Consider the following 20,926-nt stretch of genomic DNA (forward strand, 5'->3'; position numbering starts at 1 on the left):
GACGACATGCATCATGATACAAAACCTAAACTCTCACATCATGAGGAGAGCTAACTGACATTTTCTCACAAATTCGTGCAGAAGCGATATAGATTTGTAACGCTGTATTTCTAGAACCAGACCCTGCTAACCTCGGGTAATGACGATAGAAACCCGGCACCTGCGATATGCGATCGCAGCCCTTGAGCAAGGGAGCATCAGAAAAGCCGCCCTGAAACTTGGCGTGCGGCAGATGACTGTTGTGCGACACATCGAGGCGCTTGAGAACCATGTCGGCTATTCCCTGTTTACAAGGAGGCGAGACGGCGTTCACCCCACTGATGATGGCACCACTTTCATGCAGGCCGCACGACGTATCCTTCAGGACATGGAGAGTCTGACTGCCCATACGCGCTCCAGCCGCCATAAGAGAAGCGAGCGCATTGCCATAGGATTTTATAGCTCTGTTTCGACCGGTAACCTGCGCGCCACCCTGACCGAATTCCGCAATCGTTACCCGGACCTCCAGTGGCGGCTCGTTGGGGGCACCCGGCGTGAACTTCTGGCGGCACTTGAACGGGGTCATATTGACATTGCCATCGTGACAGCCGGTGAATTGAACTGGCCGGAAGGGTCTCTTCCGCTGTGGCCAGAGCGATGCATTGCCGTCTTACCCGCGAAACACCCTCTTGCTGGCGAAGCGATGCTCGAATGGATGATGCTGAAAAAGGAGCGTTTTCTGGTCAGCAGTCTGGATCCAGGTCAGGAACTGACACGGATCATTCGTTCATGTCTGGGCCGCGGCAGTCATCATCCCACCCTGATTGAGCATGATATCCCGTTGGCGTCTCTGCGGCCTTTTGTCAGTGAGGACCGAGGGATCATGATCGATTGTGAAAGCAGCACAGGCGAGACGTTGCCGGGGGTTGTCTACCGGGAGCTACGCTTCGAAAACGCGCCGAGCGAGTTGCGGTTCGCTGCCTGCTGGTTGCGAAGCAACCCAAGCCGCCCCCTCACCTCCTTCCTCTCCCTGCTCAGGGAGCGTTACCCTGACCTGATCCCGCCGACTTCACCCGAGCTACCCGCGCATGACGCTGTTTCTGGAACGCCCGATCCGTCTCCATGAAACGTCCAACCATAAGCGGCACCAGTCTGGCCGCATCAGTTACGGCGTCTGAGGGCTCACCGGTAGTGCCCGAGACCAGTTCAACATAGAGCAGCAGATCCCGATGGATCTCCGCTGGCAATTCGATCGTGAGCTTCACAGGCCGACTGTCGGGGATGGCACTGATACGGAGTTTGGTCATGGGGATGCTCCTTCCTGCTGATGCCAGGGTTTGAGGACAAGGTCGCGATTGACGATCAGGGTGAACGGCAGGCCGGGCCGATCAGTCAGCGTAGGCTGCACGTCCATGCTCCGGTCGATCAGACGGTTGCCCACCATGGAGAACCCGTTGCTGGCCCCGCTGCGGATGGCCTGAAACAGGTTATTCTCACCCCATGATGTGCCGGCTTCCGAGCCGACGCTGAGCAGGGTCGTGACCAGAGCGGCCTTGAAGAGTTGGCCCCAGTGCTGGTCCACCAGATCCTTCAGGCCGGTCTGGCCGATCGCATCCGCGCCGGGCATCCTGTCGAACACGATGCTGTCGCCATCAGGCCGGATAAGTCGCGTCCAGATGATCTGCGTGCGCTGCTGCCCGAATGAGATGCTGCTGTTGTAGCTCCCGAACAGCGTGCTGCCCTGCGGCACCAGAAGATAACGGCCGGTCGGGCTGTCGTAGACATTCTGCGTCACATGCCCAATGAGCTGGCCTGGTAGGTCGGAACTGACTTTGGTGTTCAGTGCGCCTGCAATCACTGTCCCGGCCTGTATCACATAGGGCGAAGTCAGTGGAGCCAGGCGATCGGGACTGACCGTGACACGGTCAGGTTCTCCCGCCAGAAAGGCACGGTTGGCAGCCTGACGGTCATTCGCGCCAGATTGTGCAGCCGTTGCGTTACCCCCGGTTGCCGGTGCGACGATGGGGCGTTCATTGTCCTGTCGTCCGCCATCACGTGTCTGCACGAACAGCTTGCTGGCGATGGCAGCCGCGACTTCCTGTTCGGCGCGATGGTCGCCCATGCCGGAGACAGGACCAGCGCGCCCTTCCTGCTGCGCTTTCAGGATCGGTTTACCCAGATCACCAGGCAACGGCGGACCCAGCTTCGGCACGCCGGTATAATCCTTGGGCAAGGCATCAAGCCCTTCGGCCGAGGGGCGCGCATCGGAATCCTGCACGGCGGACGTTGGTCCCTGCCGGGCGGAATTCTGCAACGCATAGCCCAGCGCCAGCCCAATCCCGATCATCGCGGTGCCGGCCAGCCCCCAGACGACGTAGCGTGACAGCCGGACGACCTTTGGCCGTACCGCCCGCAGACGGAGGTCTGGCGTAGAGGGCGGAACCGCCGGGCGCCCGCTGTCCATTCCCCCTACCCCTCCTGCATCGCGGTCCGCGTCCTGCTCGCCCGTCATGAGCGCCGTCCATCGGTACGGACAATCCGCACACGCTGTTCAGACTGTTTGTCGCCCAGCCGCAATTCAGCGGCGGCGAACAGACGGTCCACGATCATCCAGTTCTGCCGAACCCGATAATTGACCAGTTCAGGGCCGCCATCGGCCCCCAGCACGAACAGGGGTGGCAGTTCTCCCTGCCCTATTCCCGATGGGAAGGCGATATAGACCTTATGCCCATCATCGAAGGCCCGGCTGGGAAGCCAGGGCGGCGTGCCGCCTTTTACCGGCTGGATGGCATAACGGAAATTCAGGGCGTTCAGATCCAGCCCCGCATCCACCGACGCAGCTTCATCGGCAGCGCTATCCTGCCGATGCAAAGCAATCAGATCGTCTTCGGGATAGTTCCAGGAGACCGATGCCATATAGGTAGCTGGCGTTGACCTCAATTCGGCAAGGTAGGTCCGTCGGTCGGTATTGACGATCAGATTGGTGGTGAGATCCGGCCGTGTTGGCTTCACCAGAATATGGATGCGTTTGGTCGCCCCTGTCCCGCTCTCGGTATCGCCGATGATCCAGCGCACCGTATCCCCAGCGGCAACCGGCCCCGTGCCGACCAACCTTTCGCCCTGCTGGAGCATGATGTCGGTGATCTCACCCGGCGAGGTGTAGACCTGATAGAGTGCGCCCGGACTGTAGGGATAAACCTGTACGGCATTGATAAATCCGGCCCGCGTGGGCTGAATGCGCGCTGCCAGATTGGCCTGCGTCACACGCGCAGTCGGGTCGGCGACTTCGGGGGACGGATGGACCGCTCGTCGTGATGGCAGAGGCTTGAGTTGCCCGGGCAAGGGAAGCGGTTTCGGGACTTCAACCACCTGAACCGGCTTCGGCGGATCCGGCAGACGTGTCGCCTGCACGGCATCATCATAGCGGATAACGGGTGGATGATACTGCTGTGCGCAGCCGGCCAGAGGCAGGATCAGCAGTGGCAGAAAACGAAGAGCACGACGGATCATTGGCCCAGCTCCTTCGACCAGTTGATGGCGGAGACGTAAATCCCCAGAGGATTTTTTCGGAGGTGGTCGGCGTCACGCGGCGTGTTGAGCCTGATCACAACAATGGCGGTCCATCGCTCTGTGCCAACGAAAGCCCCATCGCGATAATGCCGCTCGACCCATGCAATCCTGAAACTCGTGGGCGACGCACGGATGACCGATGAGACATCCAGTTCAACCTGCTCACGCCCGACCCGGGCAAAAGGGTCATTCAGGCGCGCATAGTCATTGAGAGCGACGGCACCCGAGGGTGTGGTGAAATCATACGCACGCAGCCAGTTCTGCCGCACCACCACGGGATCGGAGGACAGACTGCGGATATCCTCAATGAAGCGGGCCAGATACCAGGCAATCTGTGGATCGGTAGGCCTGTAGGACGCTGTTGCAGGGGCGACGACCTGCGCCTCGCCCAGATGATCGACCTGCACGACCCACGGCGTGACTGTGCCGCGCGCGGACTGCCAGACCAGTCCCGCGCCAAGTCCTGCGGACAGAAACAGCGACCCGAACGCCATCAGTCGCCAGTTCCGCGCCTGGACGCGGGCGGAGCCAATGCGCTCGTCCCATATCTGCGCCGCTTTTTGATAAGGTGTGACCGGCTCGGGTGTTGCCCCGTAGCGCGTGGTGGAGCGACGGAACATCGTCCTCATTCCTTTTCTGACAGATCAATGGACGCCGATCCGCCTCCGCCATCGGCGGCGCGGATGACATGGGCCGCCTCGGCGGCATGGGTGGCGGCGTTGCGACGCTTCATGGTGCGCGCCCAGCGCGGCGGCTCACCGTCGGTGCGACCAGAGCCAGCCCCGCCCTCTCCACCACCATCACCACCTCCGGACGGACCGGTACCTGCCGGGCCACCACCGGCCGGAGAACCTCCTCCTCCTGAGGGATTATCCCCGGATGGCGGGGGCCCACCGCCGTCAGAGCCACCGGTTTCACCACCCTTCCCGCCCCCCATGCCCTGCGCGGCCCATTGGCTGCCGGCGGCGTAACTTTCCTTGAGAGATGAGCCTGCACGCGAGGCCGCCCCTCTGGCGGCATTCGCGACATTCCCGCCGACAGCCCGGCCCATACCTCCGATCCCGGCAACCATGCTGCCCGCGCCACCAGATGCACCGGCCGCTCCAGCCGAATAGGCTGACGTGGCGGCCCCGGCGATCGTAGCCCCGCCACGTGCAGCAGCGGCGGTCGCGCCAACGGCTGCGGCACCGCCAGAAGCGACGGCTCCAACGCCCGCTACGGCAGCAGCCCCCATGGCGCCCACCGCCACACCAGTGCCGACAGCGGCCCCTGCCCCAAGCTGGGGTGCGCCGGAGATCAGCCCGTTGGCGATGCTGCCGCCAAAAATCGACAGGCCGACAATTGCAAGAGAGGCCAGCACCACCGAGGTCGCCTGTCCGACGGTGGGAACAGCATCGCCGTAGGATGTCGTAAACTGCTTGAAGAGCACCGAAGCGATGGCGGAAATGACCGCCAGCACCATGATCTTCACCCCCGACGAGACGACATTGCCCAGCACCTTCTCCGCCAGAAAGGCCGTGCGGTTGAATAGCGCAAAGGGGATCAGCACGAAGCCTGCCAGCGTGGTCAGCTTGAATTCGATCAGGGCGACAAAGAGCTGCACCGCCAGAATAAAGAACGCCGCCAGCACGATCAGCCAGGACAGGCAGAGCACGAAAATCTGTATGAAGTTGGTAAAGAAGGCGACCGGACCAAGCAGAGTATGGGCAGAGTCCAACAAGGGGCGGGCCGCATCGAAACCGGTCGAGGCCAGACGACCGGGACGCAGAAAATCCGAAAGTGCCAGCGTGCCACCTCCGGCTTTCAGACCGAGAGCTGCAAAACTGTCGAAAACAATCTTCGAGAGCGCATCGAAATCGTTGATGATCCAGGCGAAGAAGCCGATATAGAGCGTCTTCTTGACCAGACGCTGGATGATGTCTTCATCCGCCGCCCAGGCCCAGAACAGTCCGGCGAGCGCGATATCCAGCACGGACAGCGTTCCGGCCAAGGAAATCACGTTCCCTTTCACCAGACCGAACCCACTGTCGATGGTGGTGGTGAAGGTATTCAGGAAGGTGTCGATAACGCCCACATCGCCCATCGCCATGACCGTCAGTTCCCGCTGCTGCCGAACATCGACACCGTACCGGGCACGTAGACGTCATGCCGGGAGAAATGCTGATACTGCGCCTCGCTTTCGGCTTCCGTCGCGGCGTCGCGTGCCTGTTGCAGGGCGGTGGCGCGGCCGTTGGCGGCGAGTTCCGCCTGGATGTCGGACAACTGGCGGGATTGCAGGGCCAGAAGCTGGTTTCCGGCCTGGGCGGCCTGCAACGCGCCCGTAGAGGTCTGGCTGGAGGAGACAAGCTGGCTCATGGCGCTGCTGTCGCTGGGGATATTGCCCACCACCTGAGCCTGAAGTTTCAGGGCATCCTCAAACCCACCGACGGAATTCTGCCAGCGGGTCTGCGCCTGAGAAAACAGGCCGCTGTCGGACATACCCGACGAGACAGATGTGTACGCCTGCTGGTATTGCTGTTCGACGGACTGGACACTGTAGGCAATATTCTGCGCCTGCGCGAGCAGAGCCGTCGTCTGGGAAATCGTTGATTGCAGCGTCGACAATGTCGAGAGTGGCAGGCTTGCGAGGTTCCGCCCCTGATTGACCAGCATCTGGGCCTGGTTGGCGAGAGAGGTGATCTGGTTGTCGATCTGCTGGAGGGTACGAGCTGCGATCAGCACGTTCTCGACATGGTTCGCCCCGTCATACACGGCCCATTGCGCGTGCGCCGGACGCAAGGGAGAGAACGTCCCGCCGACCGTCAGCAGTGCAGAAGTGAGAAGGACACCTCGGCGGAACTGTTTTTCGCTCACGCGACCGAAAAATTCAGCCCAGAGCCGGAAAGATTTTTCCGTCATGGCACGCCCTCCGATCGGAGGTCTTCACGCAAAAGATCCGCCGCCCATGACACGCCACGCGCCTCAAACCACGCGGGGAGAAAACCGTCGCGGCCGTGTTCCGCCAGCACCGCATCGATCAGTCGGTGATCGTCCTTGCCGGACGCAGCGCACAGGGCCAGAGCGACGGGACCGAGGCCGAGTTCAAACAGCCGGTTGCCACGCTGGGTCTGGCAGTAATACTCCCGCTTCGAGGCCGCGCGGGCGATGATGGCAATCTGACGGTCGTTCAGGCCGAAATCGCGATAAATTGCCATGATCTGCGGCTCGATGGACCGCTCGTTGGGCAGGAAGATCCGTGTCGGACAGCTTTCCACCACTGCCGGGGCTATGGGAGAATTGGCAATGTCGGAAAGCGACTGCGTGGCGAAGATGACGCTGGCATTCTTTTTGCGCAGGGTTTTCAGCCACTCCCGCAACTGGCCGGAGAAATTCCCGTCGTCCAGAACGAGCCATCCCTCGTCGATGACCAGTAGGGTCGGACGACCGTCCAGCCGCCCCTCAATGCGGTGGAACAGGTAGGACAACACGGAAGACGCCGCCCCGGAACCGATCAGACCCTCCGTTTCGAAGACGACGACATCGGCATCACCCAGCCGTTCGGCGTCCGCATCCAGCAGGCGACCATATGGACCACCCAGGCAGTATGAGGCCAGCGCCTGCTTGAGGGCGTTGGACTGAAGTAATGCCACCAGCCCGGATAGGGTTCGCTCCTGCATGGGTGAAGACGCCAGGGAGTTCAGGGCTGACCAGAGATACGCCTTGACGTCGGGCGTCAGCGTTACCCCCTCGCCGGCAAGGATCTGCCCCAGCCATTCGCTGGCCCATTTGCGCTCGTCTGGATCATCGATCCGCGCAAGCGGCTGGAGTGAGACGGCAGGAAACTGAGAATTATCATCCGTCAGACCACCACCGAGATCATGCCAGTCTCCGCCCATGCCGAGCGTGGCGGCACGCATCGAGCCACCGAAATCAAAGGCGAAGATCTGCGCACCCACATAGCGACGGAACTGCAACGCCATCAAAGCCAACAGCACCGACTTACCCGCCCCTGTCGGTCCCGCGATCAAGGTGTGACCGACATCACTGGCATGAAGCGAGAACCGGAACGGCGTGGCCCCAGCGGTCTTGCCGTAGAACAGCGGCGCCGCCTTGAAATGCACGTCCTGGTCCGGTCCCGCCCACACGGCGGAGAGCGGGATCATATGCGCCAGGTTCAACGTCGAGACCGGGGGCTGGCGCACATTGGCGTAGACATGTCCGGGAAGAGATCCCAGCCACGCCTCTACAGCATTCAGACTTTCCGTCATGCAGGTAAAGTCGCTGCCCTGAATGATCTTTTCCACGAGACGGAGTTTTTCAGCAGCAATACCGGCACTGCCATCCCACACCGTGACGGTGGCGGTGATGTAAGCCTGCCCCACATCATCGGCACCCAACGACTGAAGCGCCAGATCGGCATCGGCCGCCTTGTTGGCGGCATCATTGTCCACCAGAACGGATGCTTCGTTGGTCATGACTTCGCGGACAATGGCCGCAATGCTCTTGCGCTTTGCAAACCACTGGCGACGGATCTTGGTCAGCACCTTGGTAGCGTCGGTCTTGTCGAGCAGGGTCGCACGGGTGGACCAGCGATAGGGCATCGCCAACCGGTTCAGGTCGTCCAGAATTCCAGGAAAGGTCCGTGATGGGAAACCCGTGATGGTCAGAGTTTTCAGATACGCATCGCCGAGTTTTGGCTCCAGTCCACCAGAGAGCGGCTGATCTACCAGCAGCGCGTCGAGATGCATCGGGATTTCCGGCACCCGGACCCGCTGGTTCCGCGTCGAAATGGTGCTGTGCAGGTAAGTGAGCGTCTCGCCGTCATTGAGCCACGCCGCTTCGGGCATGAACCCATCGAGCAACGCCAGAAGACGGTCGCTGCGGTCAATGAAAGAATTCAGTATGCCGTGTGGATCGGGGCCGTCGCGTTCCCGCCCCTCATAGAGAAAGCGCGCTGCCCGATCGGAAGATTCCGCAGGTGGCAGCCAGACCACGGTCAGGAAATACCGGCTTTCGAAATGCGCGCCCTCATCTTCGAATTGCTCCCGTCGTTCGAGATCGACCATCTGACTGGCCGCATCGGGAAAATCGCTGTCGGGATAGAGGGTCGCCGGCACACGCTGAGCTTCCACGAACACAGCCCAACCTGAACCAAGACGCCGCAGGGCATTATTTAATCGCCCCGTCACACCCACCAGTTCGGCAGGTGTGGCGCTATCCAGATCCGGACCACGTATCTTTGCCGTGCGTTGGAATGAACCGTCCTTGTTCAGGACCACACCCTTCTCAACCAGAGCGGCCCAAGGCAGGAAATCCGACAGAAGCGCAGCACGATTACGATATTCGCCAAGCGACATCATGGCCGGTCTCCCTATGCCCGCAGCCAGGCGGGGTAGCGGAGGTGCCGCCGCCCCACCTCAATGAACAACGGATCACGTTTCGCACCCCAGACCGCGAGCGTGTGCCCCACGATCCAGAATGCCGCGCCGATCAGCCACAGCCGCAGGCCCAGCGCGATGGCCGCCGCCAGTGTGCCGTTGGCGATCGCCACGGCGCGCGGTGCCCCACCCAGCAGGATCGGATCGGTCAGGGAGCGATGCACCGGAACATGAAATCCGGGCACTGCATCATCGTCATATCCGGCAGCCATCAGATCAGTGCCCCGCCCGAGAAGGAGAAGAAGGACAGGAAGAAAGAGCTGGCGGCAAAAGCGATGCTGAGTCCAAAGACGATCTGGATCAGGCGACGAAAGCCGCCCGAGCTTTCCCCAAAGGCGAGGGTCAGGCCGGTCACGGTGATGATGATCACCGAGACGATCTTGGCGACCGGCCCCTGCACGGATTCCAGGATCTGATTGAGCGGCTCTTCCCATGGCATGCCGGCCCCCGATGCCCAGGCCGATGACCCGAAGCAGAGCGACAGCAGCATCGCTGTGCCGATCACACGACTATCGGGCAGGCAGCGAGCAGAACGGGCGACGGAATGGAGCCGTGAACGGGACATCATAATGCCTCTTCCTTCCCGGAGAATGGTGTTTCGGAGGATGACAGGCTGGCCGGACGGATGCGGTAAGCGCCTGTGGCGGGATCAAGACCGTCGATTTCGGCCAGTTCCGTCAGGCGACGGGCGGTGCCACGCCCTGACAGTACGGCGACCACGTCGATGGTTTCGGCAATCATGGCGCGTGGCACGGTGACGACTGCTTCCTGGATCAACTGTTCTAGCCGATACAGGGCAGCCAGCACCGATCCGGCATGCAGAGTGCCAATCCCGCCCGGATGACCGGTTCCCCAGGCCTTGAGCAGATCAAGAGCCTCGGGACCACGGACCTCGCCGATCGGGATACGGTCAGGGCGCAGGCGGAGTGCTGATCGGACCAGTTCGGACAGTGTGATGACACCATCCTTTGTACGCATGGCGATCAGATTGGGCGCCGTGCATTGCAGTTCGCGCGTGTCCTCGATCAGGACCACGCGATCCTCTGTTTTTGCGACCTCGGCCAGCAGCGCATTGGTCAGCGTGGTCTTGCCGGTCGATGTACCACCGACCACAAGGATATTCCTGCGGGCCGTAACGGCAGTGCGCAGCCACTCCGCCTGCGCTTCTGTCATGATGTTGGCCGCGACATAATCCCCGAGCGTGAAGACCGCGACGGCCGGTTTTCGAATGGCGAAACTCGGTGCTGTCACGACTGGTGGCAGTAGTCCTTCGAACCGCTCCCCACCCGGCAGTTCGGCTGACACGCGGGGGGCACCAGCATGCACCTCGGCTCCTGCATGGTGAGCGACCAGACGCACAATGCGTTCGGCATCGGCGGCGGAGAGAATTTCCCCCGTGTCGGTCATTCCGCCGGCCAGACGGTCAGTCCACAGCCGACCATCCGGGTTCAGCATGACCTCGATCGTGGCAGGATCGGAGAGATGCGCGGCAATCGCCAGCCCCATCGCCGTACGCAGCATGGCGGAGCTTCGCACCGTCCCGGGGGACAAAGGCTGATGAACTGTCATGAAAATCCCCGCTTTTTTGAGACCTGAGACACAGATCACAGGCGCGGGAAGTATTAAGAAGGGACCATTCCGCCAGTTTTCAACAGTGTTTCATCGAACTGCGTAAAGGGGCGCAACGAGGCGTATAATTATCGGCGGGAAGCACCATTCAGGCTGGTCCGACGCTATGAAAAGTCGGTTCTGCCGTAATCCGAAGAGACATATATTTCTGTGTCGATTCAACCTCAGGCGTGCCGTCAAATTCAGCAGTAATCAGAGACGCAGTTTTCGTTACGATGGATCTGTCTCCCCTCCGGTGGGATTTGACGGAAGAACATCCTCATGCAGCCGACGGCCGGTTGCCAGACGCCTGCCGAGTGCCTCGATGAAGCCTTCATAACGCTCGGCCGCCTGCGCCCGTGCGGCAGCAGCCGAGCTTTCCGGCAACGCGGGCGTCATGATCATCCAGAAGCGGATGAACTGGGCCAATGTCTCGACGGTGATCCCGGTATCGCGCTCCAGCCGTGACAGGCGTTTATCGACACGGTCCAGACGTCGGGTCAGTGCGGCCTGCCCGGTCCCCTCTTCGGGCGAGAAAAAGACAGACAGAACCGTCTCGACCACGAGGGAACCGGACTGACGGCGGCGGATGGCCATCTCGCTGACGGCTTTGAACAGATCGGGATCAAGATAGACCGTCATCTGCTGCTTCTTGCGGGCGCGCTTCATGGTCCACCGATCTCCATGCCATCATCGCGGTCAATGGCGGCCAGCCGGACGACTTTCTGCAGATCGAGAAAGTCCCGGTCCCACCGTGTGCCGCGCTGGCCGGCCTCGGGTGGTCTGGTCTGTTCGGGCTGTTCATCCGTCTCATCACGGGGTGGAATATCACTGGGGTCGGCATCCGGAGTGCGCTTGTGCCCCGCCCCCAGAGGTGTTTCCTCTTCCTTCGTTGGCTGTGTGGGAGCTGAGCCATGTCCGGCTGCTTCCGGCAAGGGACGCAGGGTCCAGTCATCTGAATGGGTTGGTGTTGACGCCGTTGCGTCGCCTGATTTGGGCGGAGGCAACAGCCGTTCCTTGAAGCGCGTATCGACGTAATAGCGTGCCTTCTTTGCTCGAACAGGTGGGGTGCCAGCCGCCATGACAATTTCATCGGCTGGTGGAAGCTGCATGATTTCACCGGGCGTCAGGAGCGGGCGCGCGCTTTCCTGACGCGAGACCATCAGATGCCCCAGCCAGGGTGACAGGCGATGCCCGGCATAGTTTTTCTGCGACCGGATTTCAGTGGCGGTCCCCAGCGCATCCGAAACCCGTTTGGCGGTCCGCTCATCATTGGTAGCGAAGCTGACCCGCACATGGCAGTTATCGAGGATCGAGTTGTTCTGACCGTAGGCTTTCTCGATCTGATTGAGACTCTGGGCGATCAGAAAAGCCTTGATGCCGTAGCCTCCCATGAACGCCAAAGCGCTTTCAAAGAAATCGAGCCGCCCGAGTGCGGGAAATTCATCCAGCATCATCAGCAGGCGATGATTGTGCTTATGCGCGTTCAGATCCTCGGTCAGCCTGCGCCCGATCTGGTTTAGCATCAGACGGATCAACGGTTTGGTGCGACTGATATCCGAGGGTGGCACGCTGAGATAAAGCGTGGTGGGCCGATGCCCTTTGACAATATCAGCAATCCGCCAGGCACAACGCGAGGTAACTTTCGCAACGACCGGATCGCGATACAGGCCTAGAAACGACATGGCGGTAGAAAGCACACCAGACCGTTCGTTGGGAGATTTGTTCAGCAGTTCACGGGCGGCAGATGCAACCACCGGATGCGGACCATCCTTGCCCAGATGCTTTGTCTGCATCATCGCAGCAAGCGTGGCTTCAATCGAGCGTTTCGGATCGGAAAGCAGGTTGGCGACACCGTAGAGCGTCTTGTCCTTCTCGGCATACAGAACATGGAGGATGGCGCCCACCAGCAGAGAGTGTGATGTTTTCTCCCAATGATTCCGGCGTTCAAGCGATCCTTCGGGATCGACGAGCACGTCCGCGACATTCTGCGCGTCCCGGACCTCCCATTCCCCCTGGCGGATCTCAAGCAGCGGATTGTATGGATCAGAAGCTGGGTTGGTTGGGTCGAACAGAATGACCCGGCTGAAACGCGCACGGAAACCCGCCGTAATCTGCCAGTTTTCACCCTTGATATCGTGGACGATAGTTGATCCGGGCCATGTCAGAAGGGTGGGAATAACGAGCCCTACCCCTTTGCCGGATCGGGTCGGTGCAAAACAGAGGACATGCTCGGGGCCGTTATGGCGGAGATAATCCCGACCATACTGCCCAAGAATGACACCGTCAGGATCAAGCAGTCCGGATTGCTGCAATTCCTCTCGACTGGCCCAGCGTGCGCTTCCGTAGGTCGCCGCCCGTCTCACCTCACGGGCGCGGCGAACCGACAACGTGATTGCAGACGTCAATGCCAGCACACCACCACTTCCTGCAATCCACCCGCCCTGTTCGAAGATATCCGGGGCATACGCATCATAGGCATACCACCACCAGAAGATCATCGGTGGCCAGTAAACGGGCCAGTGCTGGAAAACAACAAACCACGGAATGCCTAACTGAGTTTGGAAACCCAGTTTCCAAGCGACCCACTGTGTCGCCCCCCACCAAGAGAGGATGAGCATGAGCATAACGACGCTCACCTGTCCCCATAAAATCCGCGATCCGGACATGGTAATTTTCTCCCCGCAAAAGGCAGGAGAAAGAAAACATCCGGCTAAAAGCTATTTTCAATACCGATTGCTACCCCTGCGCAGTCGGGCGTAAAAATTTCGGAGGAAAAATAAATCGAATTACATCTCGAAAAATACAGAACACGGACGGCAATTCCAACAATAAATTCTATTTATATGATAGTTAAATACATATTCAATACTTATTTTTTACCACATTACATTTACATATACCAACTAATTTTCTATCCATTAACATAGAGATAATATTTTAAGCCCCCCTCCCGAAAACCCGATCAAGCTCTCCGTTATTTTTGATTGACTCATACCCTCCCCTATAGGGTAGGTATATGTATGGCACATGAAACTCACCCTCTCATCAAACGCCGCCTGAAACAGGCGCACGGGCACCTCGCAAAAGTCATGGAGATGATGGATGCCGGGCGGTCATGTTCAGACCTGGCGCAGCAACTCGAAGCGATCGAAAGTACGATCCGAGGTGCCAAGCGACTGCTGGTTCAGGATCATCTTGAGCACTGCATCATCGACGCCATCGCGGACGGGAAAATGACCCGTGAAGATGCGATGCAAGAATTTTCCTTCCTCACCAAATATTTTTGAGCAATCGAGCATGATCTCCTCGCGGTTTTATCCTGGATCGTGGGGCGGCAGGATTTGTGTCCTGTCCTGCGTGGGCGCCGCTCTCCTGCGGCCCCCTGTCTCTCTCGCGGCTGACAACACGGTCATTCCGTTTCATGCTGCGCTGGTCTCGGCATGGGAAAACGATCCGGTTCGCCGCGAACTGGCGACGAATACTCAGTCGGCGGACGCGCGCGCTGCGGCGGCGCGGTCCTGGTTCGCGGGCGGCCCCGTCCTGACCGGCAGTTATTATGACGACCGCGCCGCAGGCACCAATCTCGGCTACATCACCTGGCAAGGCGGCGTGTCCGTCCCGCTCTGGCTCCCCGGCCAGGGCAGCGCGACAGAGCGCGTGGCGCAAGCTGATTCCAAGACGGCGTTGTCGCGCGTCGATGTCGAGCGGATGGCTGTCGCGGTTCGTGTTCTCGAACAAACGGGTGCCGTCATCCTCTCTGAACGTCGGGTCATTGCAGGACATGCGATCGTGCGTTCGTTCGAGCATATCGCCGAGTTGACAGCACGTGCCCATGGACATGGTGAGGTGGGCACGGTGGAATTGCAGGCGGTGACGGCGCAACTCGCGGACGCACGCGGCGAGGTCGCGAAGGCGAACACCGAGTTGGCCAGTGCCCGTTCCCGCCTTCAAACGCTTCTGGGCGTCCCAGGTGTGCCAGATCTGATGGCTGCCGATCCGCGATGGCTCGACCGGGTTCCCCTCGGTGACACGCGCAAGATCGAGGAGCAGGATCCCCGCGTGCAATCAGCGCATCGAGAGGTCATCGCCGCGCAGGAACAGATGCGCCTGGCACGCGCCAGTTTCATGCCGAACCCGGAAATCGGCGTTGATGCAATCGATCAGGGACAGTACGGCAGCCCGTGGGCGACGCAGGTCGGGGTCAACTTCCGCATTCCCCTACCAAGTGATGTGACGCATACCCCGCAGATCTCGGCCGCGCGTGATCGTTTGGCAGCCTCAACGCGCGCTGAAATCCAGGCCCGAAGGGCCGTGCATGACGAACTCGCCCAGGTCATGGCGAGCCTCGCCGGAACGCGGGAAGCCCTTCTTCAGGCTCGTACGAGCGCCGCGCAGACGATGCGGCGTGCCGACGCCATCGAGCATTCCTGGACCTTGGGTGAAACCCCGCTGATCGAAGCCTTGCGCGCCCGAACCGACGCGTGGCGGTCTCTACTCGCGCTCAATCAGGCGGAAGTATCCTGGCACGGCGCCATCATCCGAACCGGTATTTCGACAGGAACGCTTCCTTGAAAACCAGATATCTTCTGACCGCAGCCTTGCTGATGGGCACGTCTGTCGTCACGCTAGCTCCCGGTCGGGCCGAAACGGCCATCTGGATGCGCTCCGTGCATCTGGACGCGGCCGCGCAGGCCAGCGAAAAACTCTCCATCATTCAGGTCGTATCCGGCACACTGCAGGCCAGTATACCGGCGATGGCTTCGGTGACCAGCAACACGGCGCGATCCGTCGCCATTCGGCCTGCTGGAAGCGGTAAGGTCACTGACGTGTCGATCACGCCCGGCCAGCAGGTCCGTCAGGGGCAGGTCATGATCACCTACACGGATCATACCCTTCACGAACTCTACCTCCAGCAGGATCAGGCCCGCGCCGCGCTAGCCTCTGCGCGAGCGGCCTTAACCGAAGCCACCAAAGCCTATCAGCGCGGACGTGCCCTGGACGGTAGTACCGTGTCGACCGGCGAGGTGCAGCGGCGTCTTGCAGCAAGGCAGCAGGCCGAAGCTGCCCTCGCGGCTCGTCAGGCCGACATCGGAACGATCGAACATCGCCTGCACGAGGAATTCACGTCCGTGACGGAGACCATCGGCCATGGCGAGGATTCGCGGCTGATTTCTCCTGTTAACGGTGTGGTGCAGAGCCTTGCCACGGCGGTTGCAGCAGATGTTACAGCAGGCGAGACAGTCGCGGTCGTGACGGATCTGTCGACGGTGTGGATCGTGGCACAGATCCGACCGCAGGATGCTGCCATGCTAGCCGTCGGAGGCCGCGTCACCGTCCGTCCGTCCGGAAACGCAAACGTTGCGCCGCTGGTTACGACGATCAGTACGATCGACGGCATGGCCGACCCGGCAACCGGGTTATTACGTGTGGTCAGCGTCGTGGAAAATCATACTATCCCCCTGCGCCCTGGAGAGATGCTCGATGCACAGATCGAGACGACGCATGGTGTATCGGGACTTATCGTGCCAACCACAGCCATCCAGGATATTGCCGGACATAGCATCGTCTATGTGCCTGACGGAAAAGGCGCGTTCCAAGCTCATGAAATACGCATCCTTCTGGCGACGGACGATCAGGCGGTCATAGAAAGCGACCTGCATGCCGGCGAGCAGGTGGTTGGCGCGGGCAGCTTCGCTCTCAAGGGCACAGCACTCCTTGCCGATCAGAGCGGCGGCTAAGACCCATGCTGGAATTCATCCAAAAAAATGCCTTCATGTTGCTCGGCCTTGTCGCGGCGCTACTGATCGGCGGACTGATGACGATCCCCGGCCTTCCGGTGGAACCCGTCCCGGATATCTCGCCGCAGCAGGTCATGGTCTCAGTTACCGCTCCAGGCCTCGCGACGGAAGAAGTGGAGAGGCTGATTACTTTTCCGCTGGAATCCAGCCTTACGGGGATACCTGGAGTGGTGGATCTTCGCTCCATTTCGCGTACAGGCGTTTCCGCTGTCTATCTTCAATTTGCTGATTCAACCGACATCGATCTCGATCGCACGCGTGTCAGCCAGCGCCTTGCCGCAGCGAGGGAGGCCATATCCGTTCCGGGGATCGTCATCTCCATGGGACCGCTCGCCACTGGTATGGGCGAGATCATGCAAATCCAGATCAAAGGTGCTGGCTATTCGTTGACCGACCTCAACCGCCTGATGACCTGGAGTGTGGTGCCACAACTGCGTCTGGTGAACGGTGTGGTGGATGTCAACGTCAATGGTGGCGCCGAGGAGACCTTCGAGCTGACACTCGATCCGTCTCGGATGGTCGCTTTCGGTGTGTCTGTCCATGATATCATGCAGGCGATCGATACCAACAACGCCTCCTCGGGCGGCGGGTGGATCGCCCACCATGACGAGCAACAGGTTATCGTTGCTCGCGCCCGCGTCGCGGGGCTGGAGACCTTGAGTGCCATTCCAGTCAAGATGGGGCACAACGGCCACGTCATTCGTGTCCGTGACATGGGAACTGTGGGTATCGGCGCGCGCACGCGCCTGGGGGCTGTCACGCGTGACGGAGAGGGAGAGATCGTCAACGGCGTGGTTCTGATGCAGAATGGCGCCAGTTCGAATGCAACGCTGGCGGCGATCAACGCCGCGCTTCCAGGTATCCAACAATCACTGCCCCCGGGCGTAACGCTGGACCCATTCTATACGCGTGCGACGCTAACGTCAGAGACGATCGGAACCGTCAAGGAAAACCTGGCGCTCGGGGCCGCACTCGTCATTGTCGTGTTGATCGTGGTGCTGGGCGACTGGCGCGCGGCACTCGTCATCGCTTCAGTCATTCCCGCGGCCCTGATTTTTGCCATGGCGGGCATGCGTTGGTTTGGCGTTTCGGCAAATCTGCTCAGTCTGGGTGCGATCGATTTCGGCATGATCGTGGACAGCTCCCTTGTGGTAGTTGAGCATCTTCTCACAACACGTGGCCAGGCAAACGACCAGCGCACCTTCAAGGATCTGGCTGGAAGTGCGCTGACCAGCGTCATCCGTCCGGTCAGTTTCTCGATCCTTATTATCATCCTGGTCTACCTGCCGATCCTTACGCTCGAAGGGATTGAAGGCAAGATGTTCCGGCCGATGGCGCAGACTGTCATCATGGCCCTGCTGGCATCGCTTCTCTACTGCATCGTCTGCATACCAACCCTGGCTGCACTGATGATCCGGTTCGGGGGAGAAGAGCGCGAAACGCGGTTCGTACGCTTCGTTCGCCGCCATTACGAACCTGCCCTGGCCTGGAGCGAACATCACGGTCGTCTGCTGATCGCAGTCACGGCAGGCACGTTTGCCGTCGCGGTCTTGCTGGCAATGCGACTGGGTGGAGAATTTGTACCGCAGCTTGATGAAGGGGCGCTGCTGGTGACCTCGTTGCGCCTGCCTAGTGCATCTTTGGATACCGTCATCCGAGGCGTAACGGAGCAGGAACGTATTCTCAAGAGCTTCCCCGATGTGGCTACGGTCGTCAGCAATACCGGCACCTCGGCGATCCCCACCGACCCGATGGGGACAGGGGAAACCGACACTTTCATTTTTCTCAAGCCACGCGCGCAGTGGACAACAGCGCGCACCGAAGCAGGACTGGTCGATAAGATGAGTGCGGCTCTGGCTGAACGTCTGCCTGATGCCGAATATTCATGGACTCAACCCATCCAGATGCGCATGGACGATTTGCTGTCAGGCGTACGGACCCAGCTTGCCATTTCGATCTACGGCGATGATCTGGCGACCTTGTCACATCTGGCGGACGAAACGGTGACAGCCTTGGAGAGCGTGCGGGGTGCGGCCGACGTGACGTCAGCTGGCGAAGGCACTGTTCCCTACATGCATGTCGATGTTGACCGGGACGCTGCGGCGCGTCTTGGCGTCGCGGTTCCCGACATTCTCCAGACAGTCGAGGCCGTAGGGGGGAGAATTGGCACCACCGTCACGCTGGACGAAGCCATTGTCCCGACGCAGGTGCGTTTCGCGCGGGATGCTGTTCGCTCAATGGACCGGATTGGCCGAATACAGGTGCGTCGCACCGACGGCACGGGCTGGGTTCTTCTGGGAGATGTCACGCACATCTCGGTTCTGGATGGAACCTCACGTATCGACCGTGACAGTCTACGGCGGCGGATTATCGTCCAGGCCAATATACGCGGTCGGGACGTCGCCAGTTTCGTCACCGAAGCCCGGAAGGTCGTAGCACGACAGGTACATCTTCCGCCGGGATACCGCATGAGTTGGGCTGGACAGTTCCGTAACCTGGAATCAGCGTCCCGGCGGCTTGCCGTCGTCCTGCCAATCGCGCTTGCGCTGATCTTCGGGCTTTTGGTTGCAGCCCTGTCATCGGTCGGCGCCGCCGCGCTGGTCTTCGTCAACCTGCCGGTTGCAGCAACAGGCGGCATTCTGGCGCTGGTCCTGCGCGGCATGCCGTTCAGCATCGCAGCGGGGATCGGCTTTATCGCGCTGTTCGGCGTTGCGATCCTGAACGGCGTTGTATTGATGTCGCAGATCCGGATCTACCGGGGTGAGAGCATGACTGCGGCCAAAGCGGCCTTCGAAGCGGCCCGCGTGCGATTACGTCCCGTCATCGCCACTGCATCAGTCGCAAGTTTAGGCTTTTTCCCGATGGCCTTTTCCGGAAGTGCCGGAGCGGAAGTGGAGCGGCCATTGGCGACCGTCGTGATCGGTGGCCTCGTCTCCTCTACCATTCTCACGCTGCTGGTTCTCCCCTCACTCTATGCGCTGGCTTTCGGCCGCAAATCTTCCACAGGCAGTGCGCCTTGATGAGACCAACAGACTGCAATCCAAGGGAGGAAAGAGTGTCATGCTGAACATTCTCCGGCACCGTAGTTACCGACATCTATTCGCGGCTCAGGTTATAGCTCTGATCGGTACCGGGCTTGCGACTGTGGCTCTGGGTCTTCTCGCATTTCGCGTGGCAGGTGAGAACGCTGGCGCCGTGCTGGGTACAGCACTGGCCATCAAAATGCTTGCCTATGTTGGCGTGGCGCCGGTCGCCGCCGCGTTCACCGAACGCCTGCCGCGACGGGTCATGCTGGTATCACTCGACCTTATACGCTGTGCTGTCGCCGCCTACCTTCCGTTCGTGAGCACGGTCTGGGAAATCTATGCTCTGATCTTTATTCTACAATCAGCATCGGCCGCTTTCACACCGACCTTTCAGGCGACGATCCCCGATATCCTACCCGATGAACATGATTACACAGATGCTCTTTCCCTCTCTCGTGTCGCATATGACATGGAGAGTGTCGTCAGCCCGCTTCTGGCGGCAGCACTTCTGACGCTGGTGTCATTCAACCTTCTGTTCGTCGGCACTGCGATCGGATTTTTGTGTTCTGCAGCTCTTGTTGTCTCAGTCGCCTTGCCCAGCCCGAAGCCAACCAAACCGCGCAGCATTTATGAGCGTACGACACGTGGCATGAAACTTTATCTTGCGACGCCGCGCCTGCGTGGCCTGCTCGCGATCGATCTTGCTGTGGCAGCGGCAGCCTCAATCGTTCTGGTGAACACAGTCGTGTATGTCCAGGGACACTTTGGGTTGAGTCAGCGTGCTACAGCTCTGGCTCTTGCCTGCTTCGGGAGTGGCTCGATGCTGGCAGCGTTCGGTCTGCCGCGCATCCTGGACCGTATAGCAGATCGCACCGTCATGCTCGGCGGCGCAGGTTTGCTTGTAGTCGGCTCAGGCCTCGCCATCTTCCTCCCCACCTACAACTGGCTTTTGCCGCTCTGGATATTACTGGGAATAGGCTATTCCAGTGCTCAAACGCCGACCGGGCGACTGCTTCGTCGTTCCGCTCATGCCGAAGATCGACCTGCGCTATTTGCTGCCCAGTTCGCTCTTTCACATGTTTGCTGGCTTATCGCCTACCCCCTCGCGGGGCGTGTTGGTGCCGCGTATGGATTACCTGTCTCCGCACTCCTGCTTTGTTTACTGACAGCAGCGGGCGTTGTTATAGCTTTGCTCGTCTGGCCCAGACAGGATCCTGACACCTTGATACACGGACACGTCTCCTCCTCTGAGGATAATCCACATCTTAAAGATTTGGAGAGTGGCCAACACGCGCATTCCTACGTAATCGACGACCAGCACGCAAAATGGCCACGTAAAACGTAAATTTAGTTTCCAGTATAAAATTTTTACCACGAAGCAGACCTTCCTCTATCCCCGATTATGTAGCCACAGCATGGATCATCACGCACAAGATAAGCCCGGCACACATCGAAATATTCCGTCCTTGTCGATACAATGTTGAAATCCACCCAACCATAGGAACGTCTGTGGATTGTTCTATGG

The 20,926-nt window shown here is 60.1% G+C and carries 18 protein-coding genes; 6 read left to right on the forward strand and 12 right to left on the reverse strand.

From position 1 onward, the window contains the following. The first annotated feature begins 139 nt into the window (after positions 1 to 139). Complete coding sequence (locus ED655_RS09505) at positions 140 to 1,105, forward strand: LysR family transcriptional regulator (RefSeq protein WP_122049973.1); 966 nt, start codon at positions 140 to 142, stop codon at positions 1,103 to 1,105. Here the strand turns inward: ED655_RS09505 and ED655_RS09510 are convergent. The 12 genes from ED655_RS09510 to ED655_RS09565 all read right to left on the reverse strand — a co-directional run bounded on the left by ED655_RS09510 (position 1,014) and on the right by ED655_RS09565 (position 13,243). Further along, complete coding sequence (locus ED655_RS09510) at positions 1,014 to 1,286, reverse strand: DUF2274 domain-containing protein (RefSeq protein WP_122049974.1); 273 nt, start codon at positions 1,284 to 1,286, stop codon at positions 1,014 to 1,016. The genes ED655_RS09505 and ED655_RS09510 overlap by 92 nt on opposite strands. Further along, a complete protein-coding gene (locus ED655_RS09515) occupies positions 1,283 to 2,491 on the reverse strand; it encodes a TraB/TrbI/VirB10 family type IV secretion system protein (RefSeq protein WP_122049975.1) in 1,209 nt (402 codons plus the stop codon). The genes ED655_RS09510 and ED655_RS09515 overlap by 4 nt, the downstream gene beginning before the upstream one ends. Next, positions 2,488 to 3,489, reverse strand: coding sequence for a P-type conjugative transfer protein TrbG (trbG, locus tag ED655_RS09520; RefSeq protein WP_122049976.1), 1,002 nt, complete (start codon positions 3,487 to 3,489; stop codon positions 2,488 to 2,490). Before trbG ends, ED655_RS09515 begins: the two co-directional genes overlap by 4 nt. Then, positions 3,486 to 4,169 carry a conjugal transfer protein TrbF gene (gene trbF / locus ED655_RS09525; RefSeq protein WP_122049977.1) on the reverse strand — a complete coding sequence of 228 codons (684 nt, stop codon included), beginning with the start codon at positions 4,167 to 4,169 and terminating at the stop codon, positions 3,486 to 3,488. Before trbF ends, trbG begins: the two co-directional genes overlap by 4 nt. A gap of 5 nt (positions 4,170 to 4,174) precedes the next feature. Continuing rightward, positions 4,175 to 5,638 (reverse strand): P-type conjugative transfer protein TrbL, encoded by a 1,464-nt coding sequence (gene trbL / locus ED655_RS09530; protein WP_122049978.1) that lies wholly within the window; start codon positions 5,636 to 5,638, stop codon positions 4,175 to 4,177. Positions 5,639 to 5,643: 5 nt separating this feature from the next. Then, positions 5,644 to 6,447 carry a P-type conjugative transfer protein TrbJ gene (gene trbJ, locus ED655_RS09535; protein ID WP_122049979.1) on the reverse strand — a complete coding sequence of 268 codons (804 nt, stop codon included), beginning with the start codon at positions 6,445 to 6,447 and terminating at the stop codon, positions 5,644 to 5,646. After that, positions 6,444 to 8,888 carry a conjugal transfer protein TrbE gene (gene trbE, locus ED655_RS09540; protein ID WP_122049980.1) on the reverse strand — a complete coding sequence of 815 codons (2,445 nt, stop codon included), beginning with the start codon at positions 8,886 to 8,888 and terminating at the stop codon, positions 6,444 to 6,446. The genes trbJ and trbE overlap by 4 nt, the downstream gene beginning before the upstream one ends. A gap of 11 nt (positions 8,889 to 8,899) precedes the next feature. Beyond that, positions 8,900 to 9,178: a VirB3 family type IV secretion system protein gene (locus tag ED655_RS09545; RefSeq protein ID WP_122049981.1), complete on the reverse strand. Its 279-nt coding sequence runs from the start codon at positions 9,176 to 9,178 to the stop codon at positions 8,900 to 8,902. After that, a complete protein-coding gene (locus ED655_RS09550) occupies positions 9,178 to 9,531 on the reverse strand; it encodes a TrbC/VirB2 family type IV secretion system protein (protein WP_408735665.1) in 354 nt (117 codons plus the stop codon). The genes ED655_RS09545 and ED655_RS09550 overlap by 1 nt, the downstream gene beginning before the upstream one ends. Next, positions 9,531 to 10,487 (reverse strand): P-type conjugative transfer ATPase TrbB, encoded by a 957-nt coding sequence (trbB, locus tag ED655_RS09555; RefSeq protein ID WP_122050001.1) that lies wholly within the window; start codon positions 10,485 to 10,487, stop codon positions 9,531 to 9,533. The genes ED655_RS09550 and trbB overlap by 1 nt, the downstream gene beginning before the upstream one ends. A gap of 318 nt (positions 10,488 to 10,805) precedes the next feature. Then, positions 10,806 to 11,243: a CopG family transcriptional regulator gene (locus tag ED655_RS09560; protein WP_122049983.1), complete on the reverse strand. Its 438-nt coding sequence runs from the start codon at positions 11,241 to 11,243 to the stop codon at positions 10,806 to 10,808. Further along, entirely contained in the window at positions 11,240 to 13,243 is a 2,004-nt protein-coding gene (locus ED655_RS09565; RefSeq protein ID WP_122049984.1) for a conjugal transfer protein TraG, read from the reverse strand. Before ED655_RS09565 ends, ED655_RS09560 begins: the two co-directional genes overlap by 4 nt. A gap of 354 nt (positions 13,244 to 13,597) precedes the next feature. Here ED655_RS09565 and ED655_RS09570 point away from each other — a divergent pair, with 354 nt between their 5' ends. The 5 genes from ED655_RS09570 (at position 13,598) to ED655_RS09590 (ending at position 20,746) form a co-directional block, all read left to right on the forward strand. Continuing rightward, on the forward strand, positions 13,598 to 13,864 hold the full coding sequence (locus ED655_RS09570) for a metal-sensing transcriptional repressor (RefSeq protein WP_062106603.1): 267 nt from the start codon (positions 13,598 to 13,600) through the stop codon (positions 13,862 to 13,864). A 70-nt stretch (positions 13,865 to 13,934) separates the two neighbouring features. Further along, the gene (locus tag ED655_RS09575) at positions 13,935 to 15,149 is read left to right on the forward strand and encodes a TolC family protein (RefSeq protein ID WP_240993595.1); all 1,215 of its coding nucleotides are present in this window, start codon (positions 13,935 to 13,937) and stop codon (positions 15,147 to 15,149) included. Beyond that, positions 15,146 to 16,315, forward strand: coding sequence for an efflux RND transporter periplasmic adaptor subunit (locus tag ED655_RS09580; RefSeq protein WP_336763666.1), 1,170 nt, complete (start codon positions 15,146 to 15,148; stop codon positions 16,313 to 16,315). The genes ED655_RS09575 and ED655_RS09580 overlap by 4 nt, the downstream gene beginning before the upstream one ends. Before the next feature lie 5 nt (positions 16,316 to 16,320). Continuing rightward, on the forward strand, positions 16,321 to 19,395 hold the full coding sequence (locus ED655_RS09585; protein ID WP_122049986.1) for an efflux RND transporter permease subunit: 3,075 nt from the start codon (positions 16,321 to 16,323) through the stop codon (positions 19,393 to 19,395). A gap of 40 nt (positions 19,396 to 19,435) precedes the next feature. Continuing rightward, a complete protein-coding gene (locus ED655_RS09590; protein WP_122050003.1) occupies positions 19,436 to 20,746 on the forward strand; it encodes an MFS transporter in 1,311 nt (436 codons plus the stop codon). Positions 20,747 to 20,926: the final 180 nt, after the last annotated feature.

The organism is Asaia bogorensis (assembly GCF_900465345.1).
GTDB lineage: Bacteria > Pseudomonadota > Alphaproteobacteria > Acetobacterales > Acetobacteraceae > Asaia > Asaia bogorensis_A.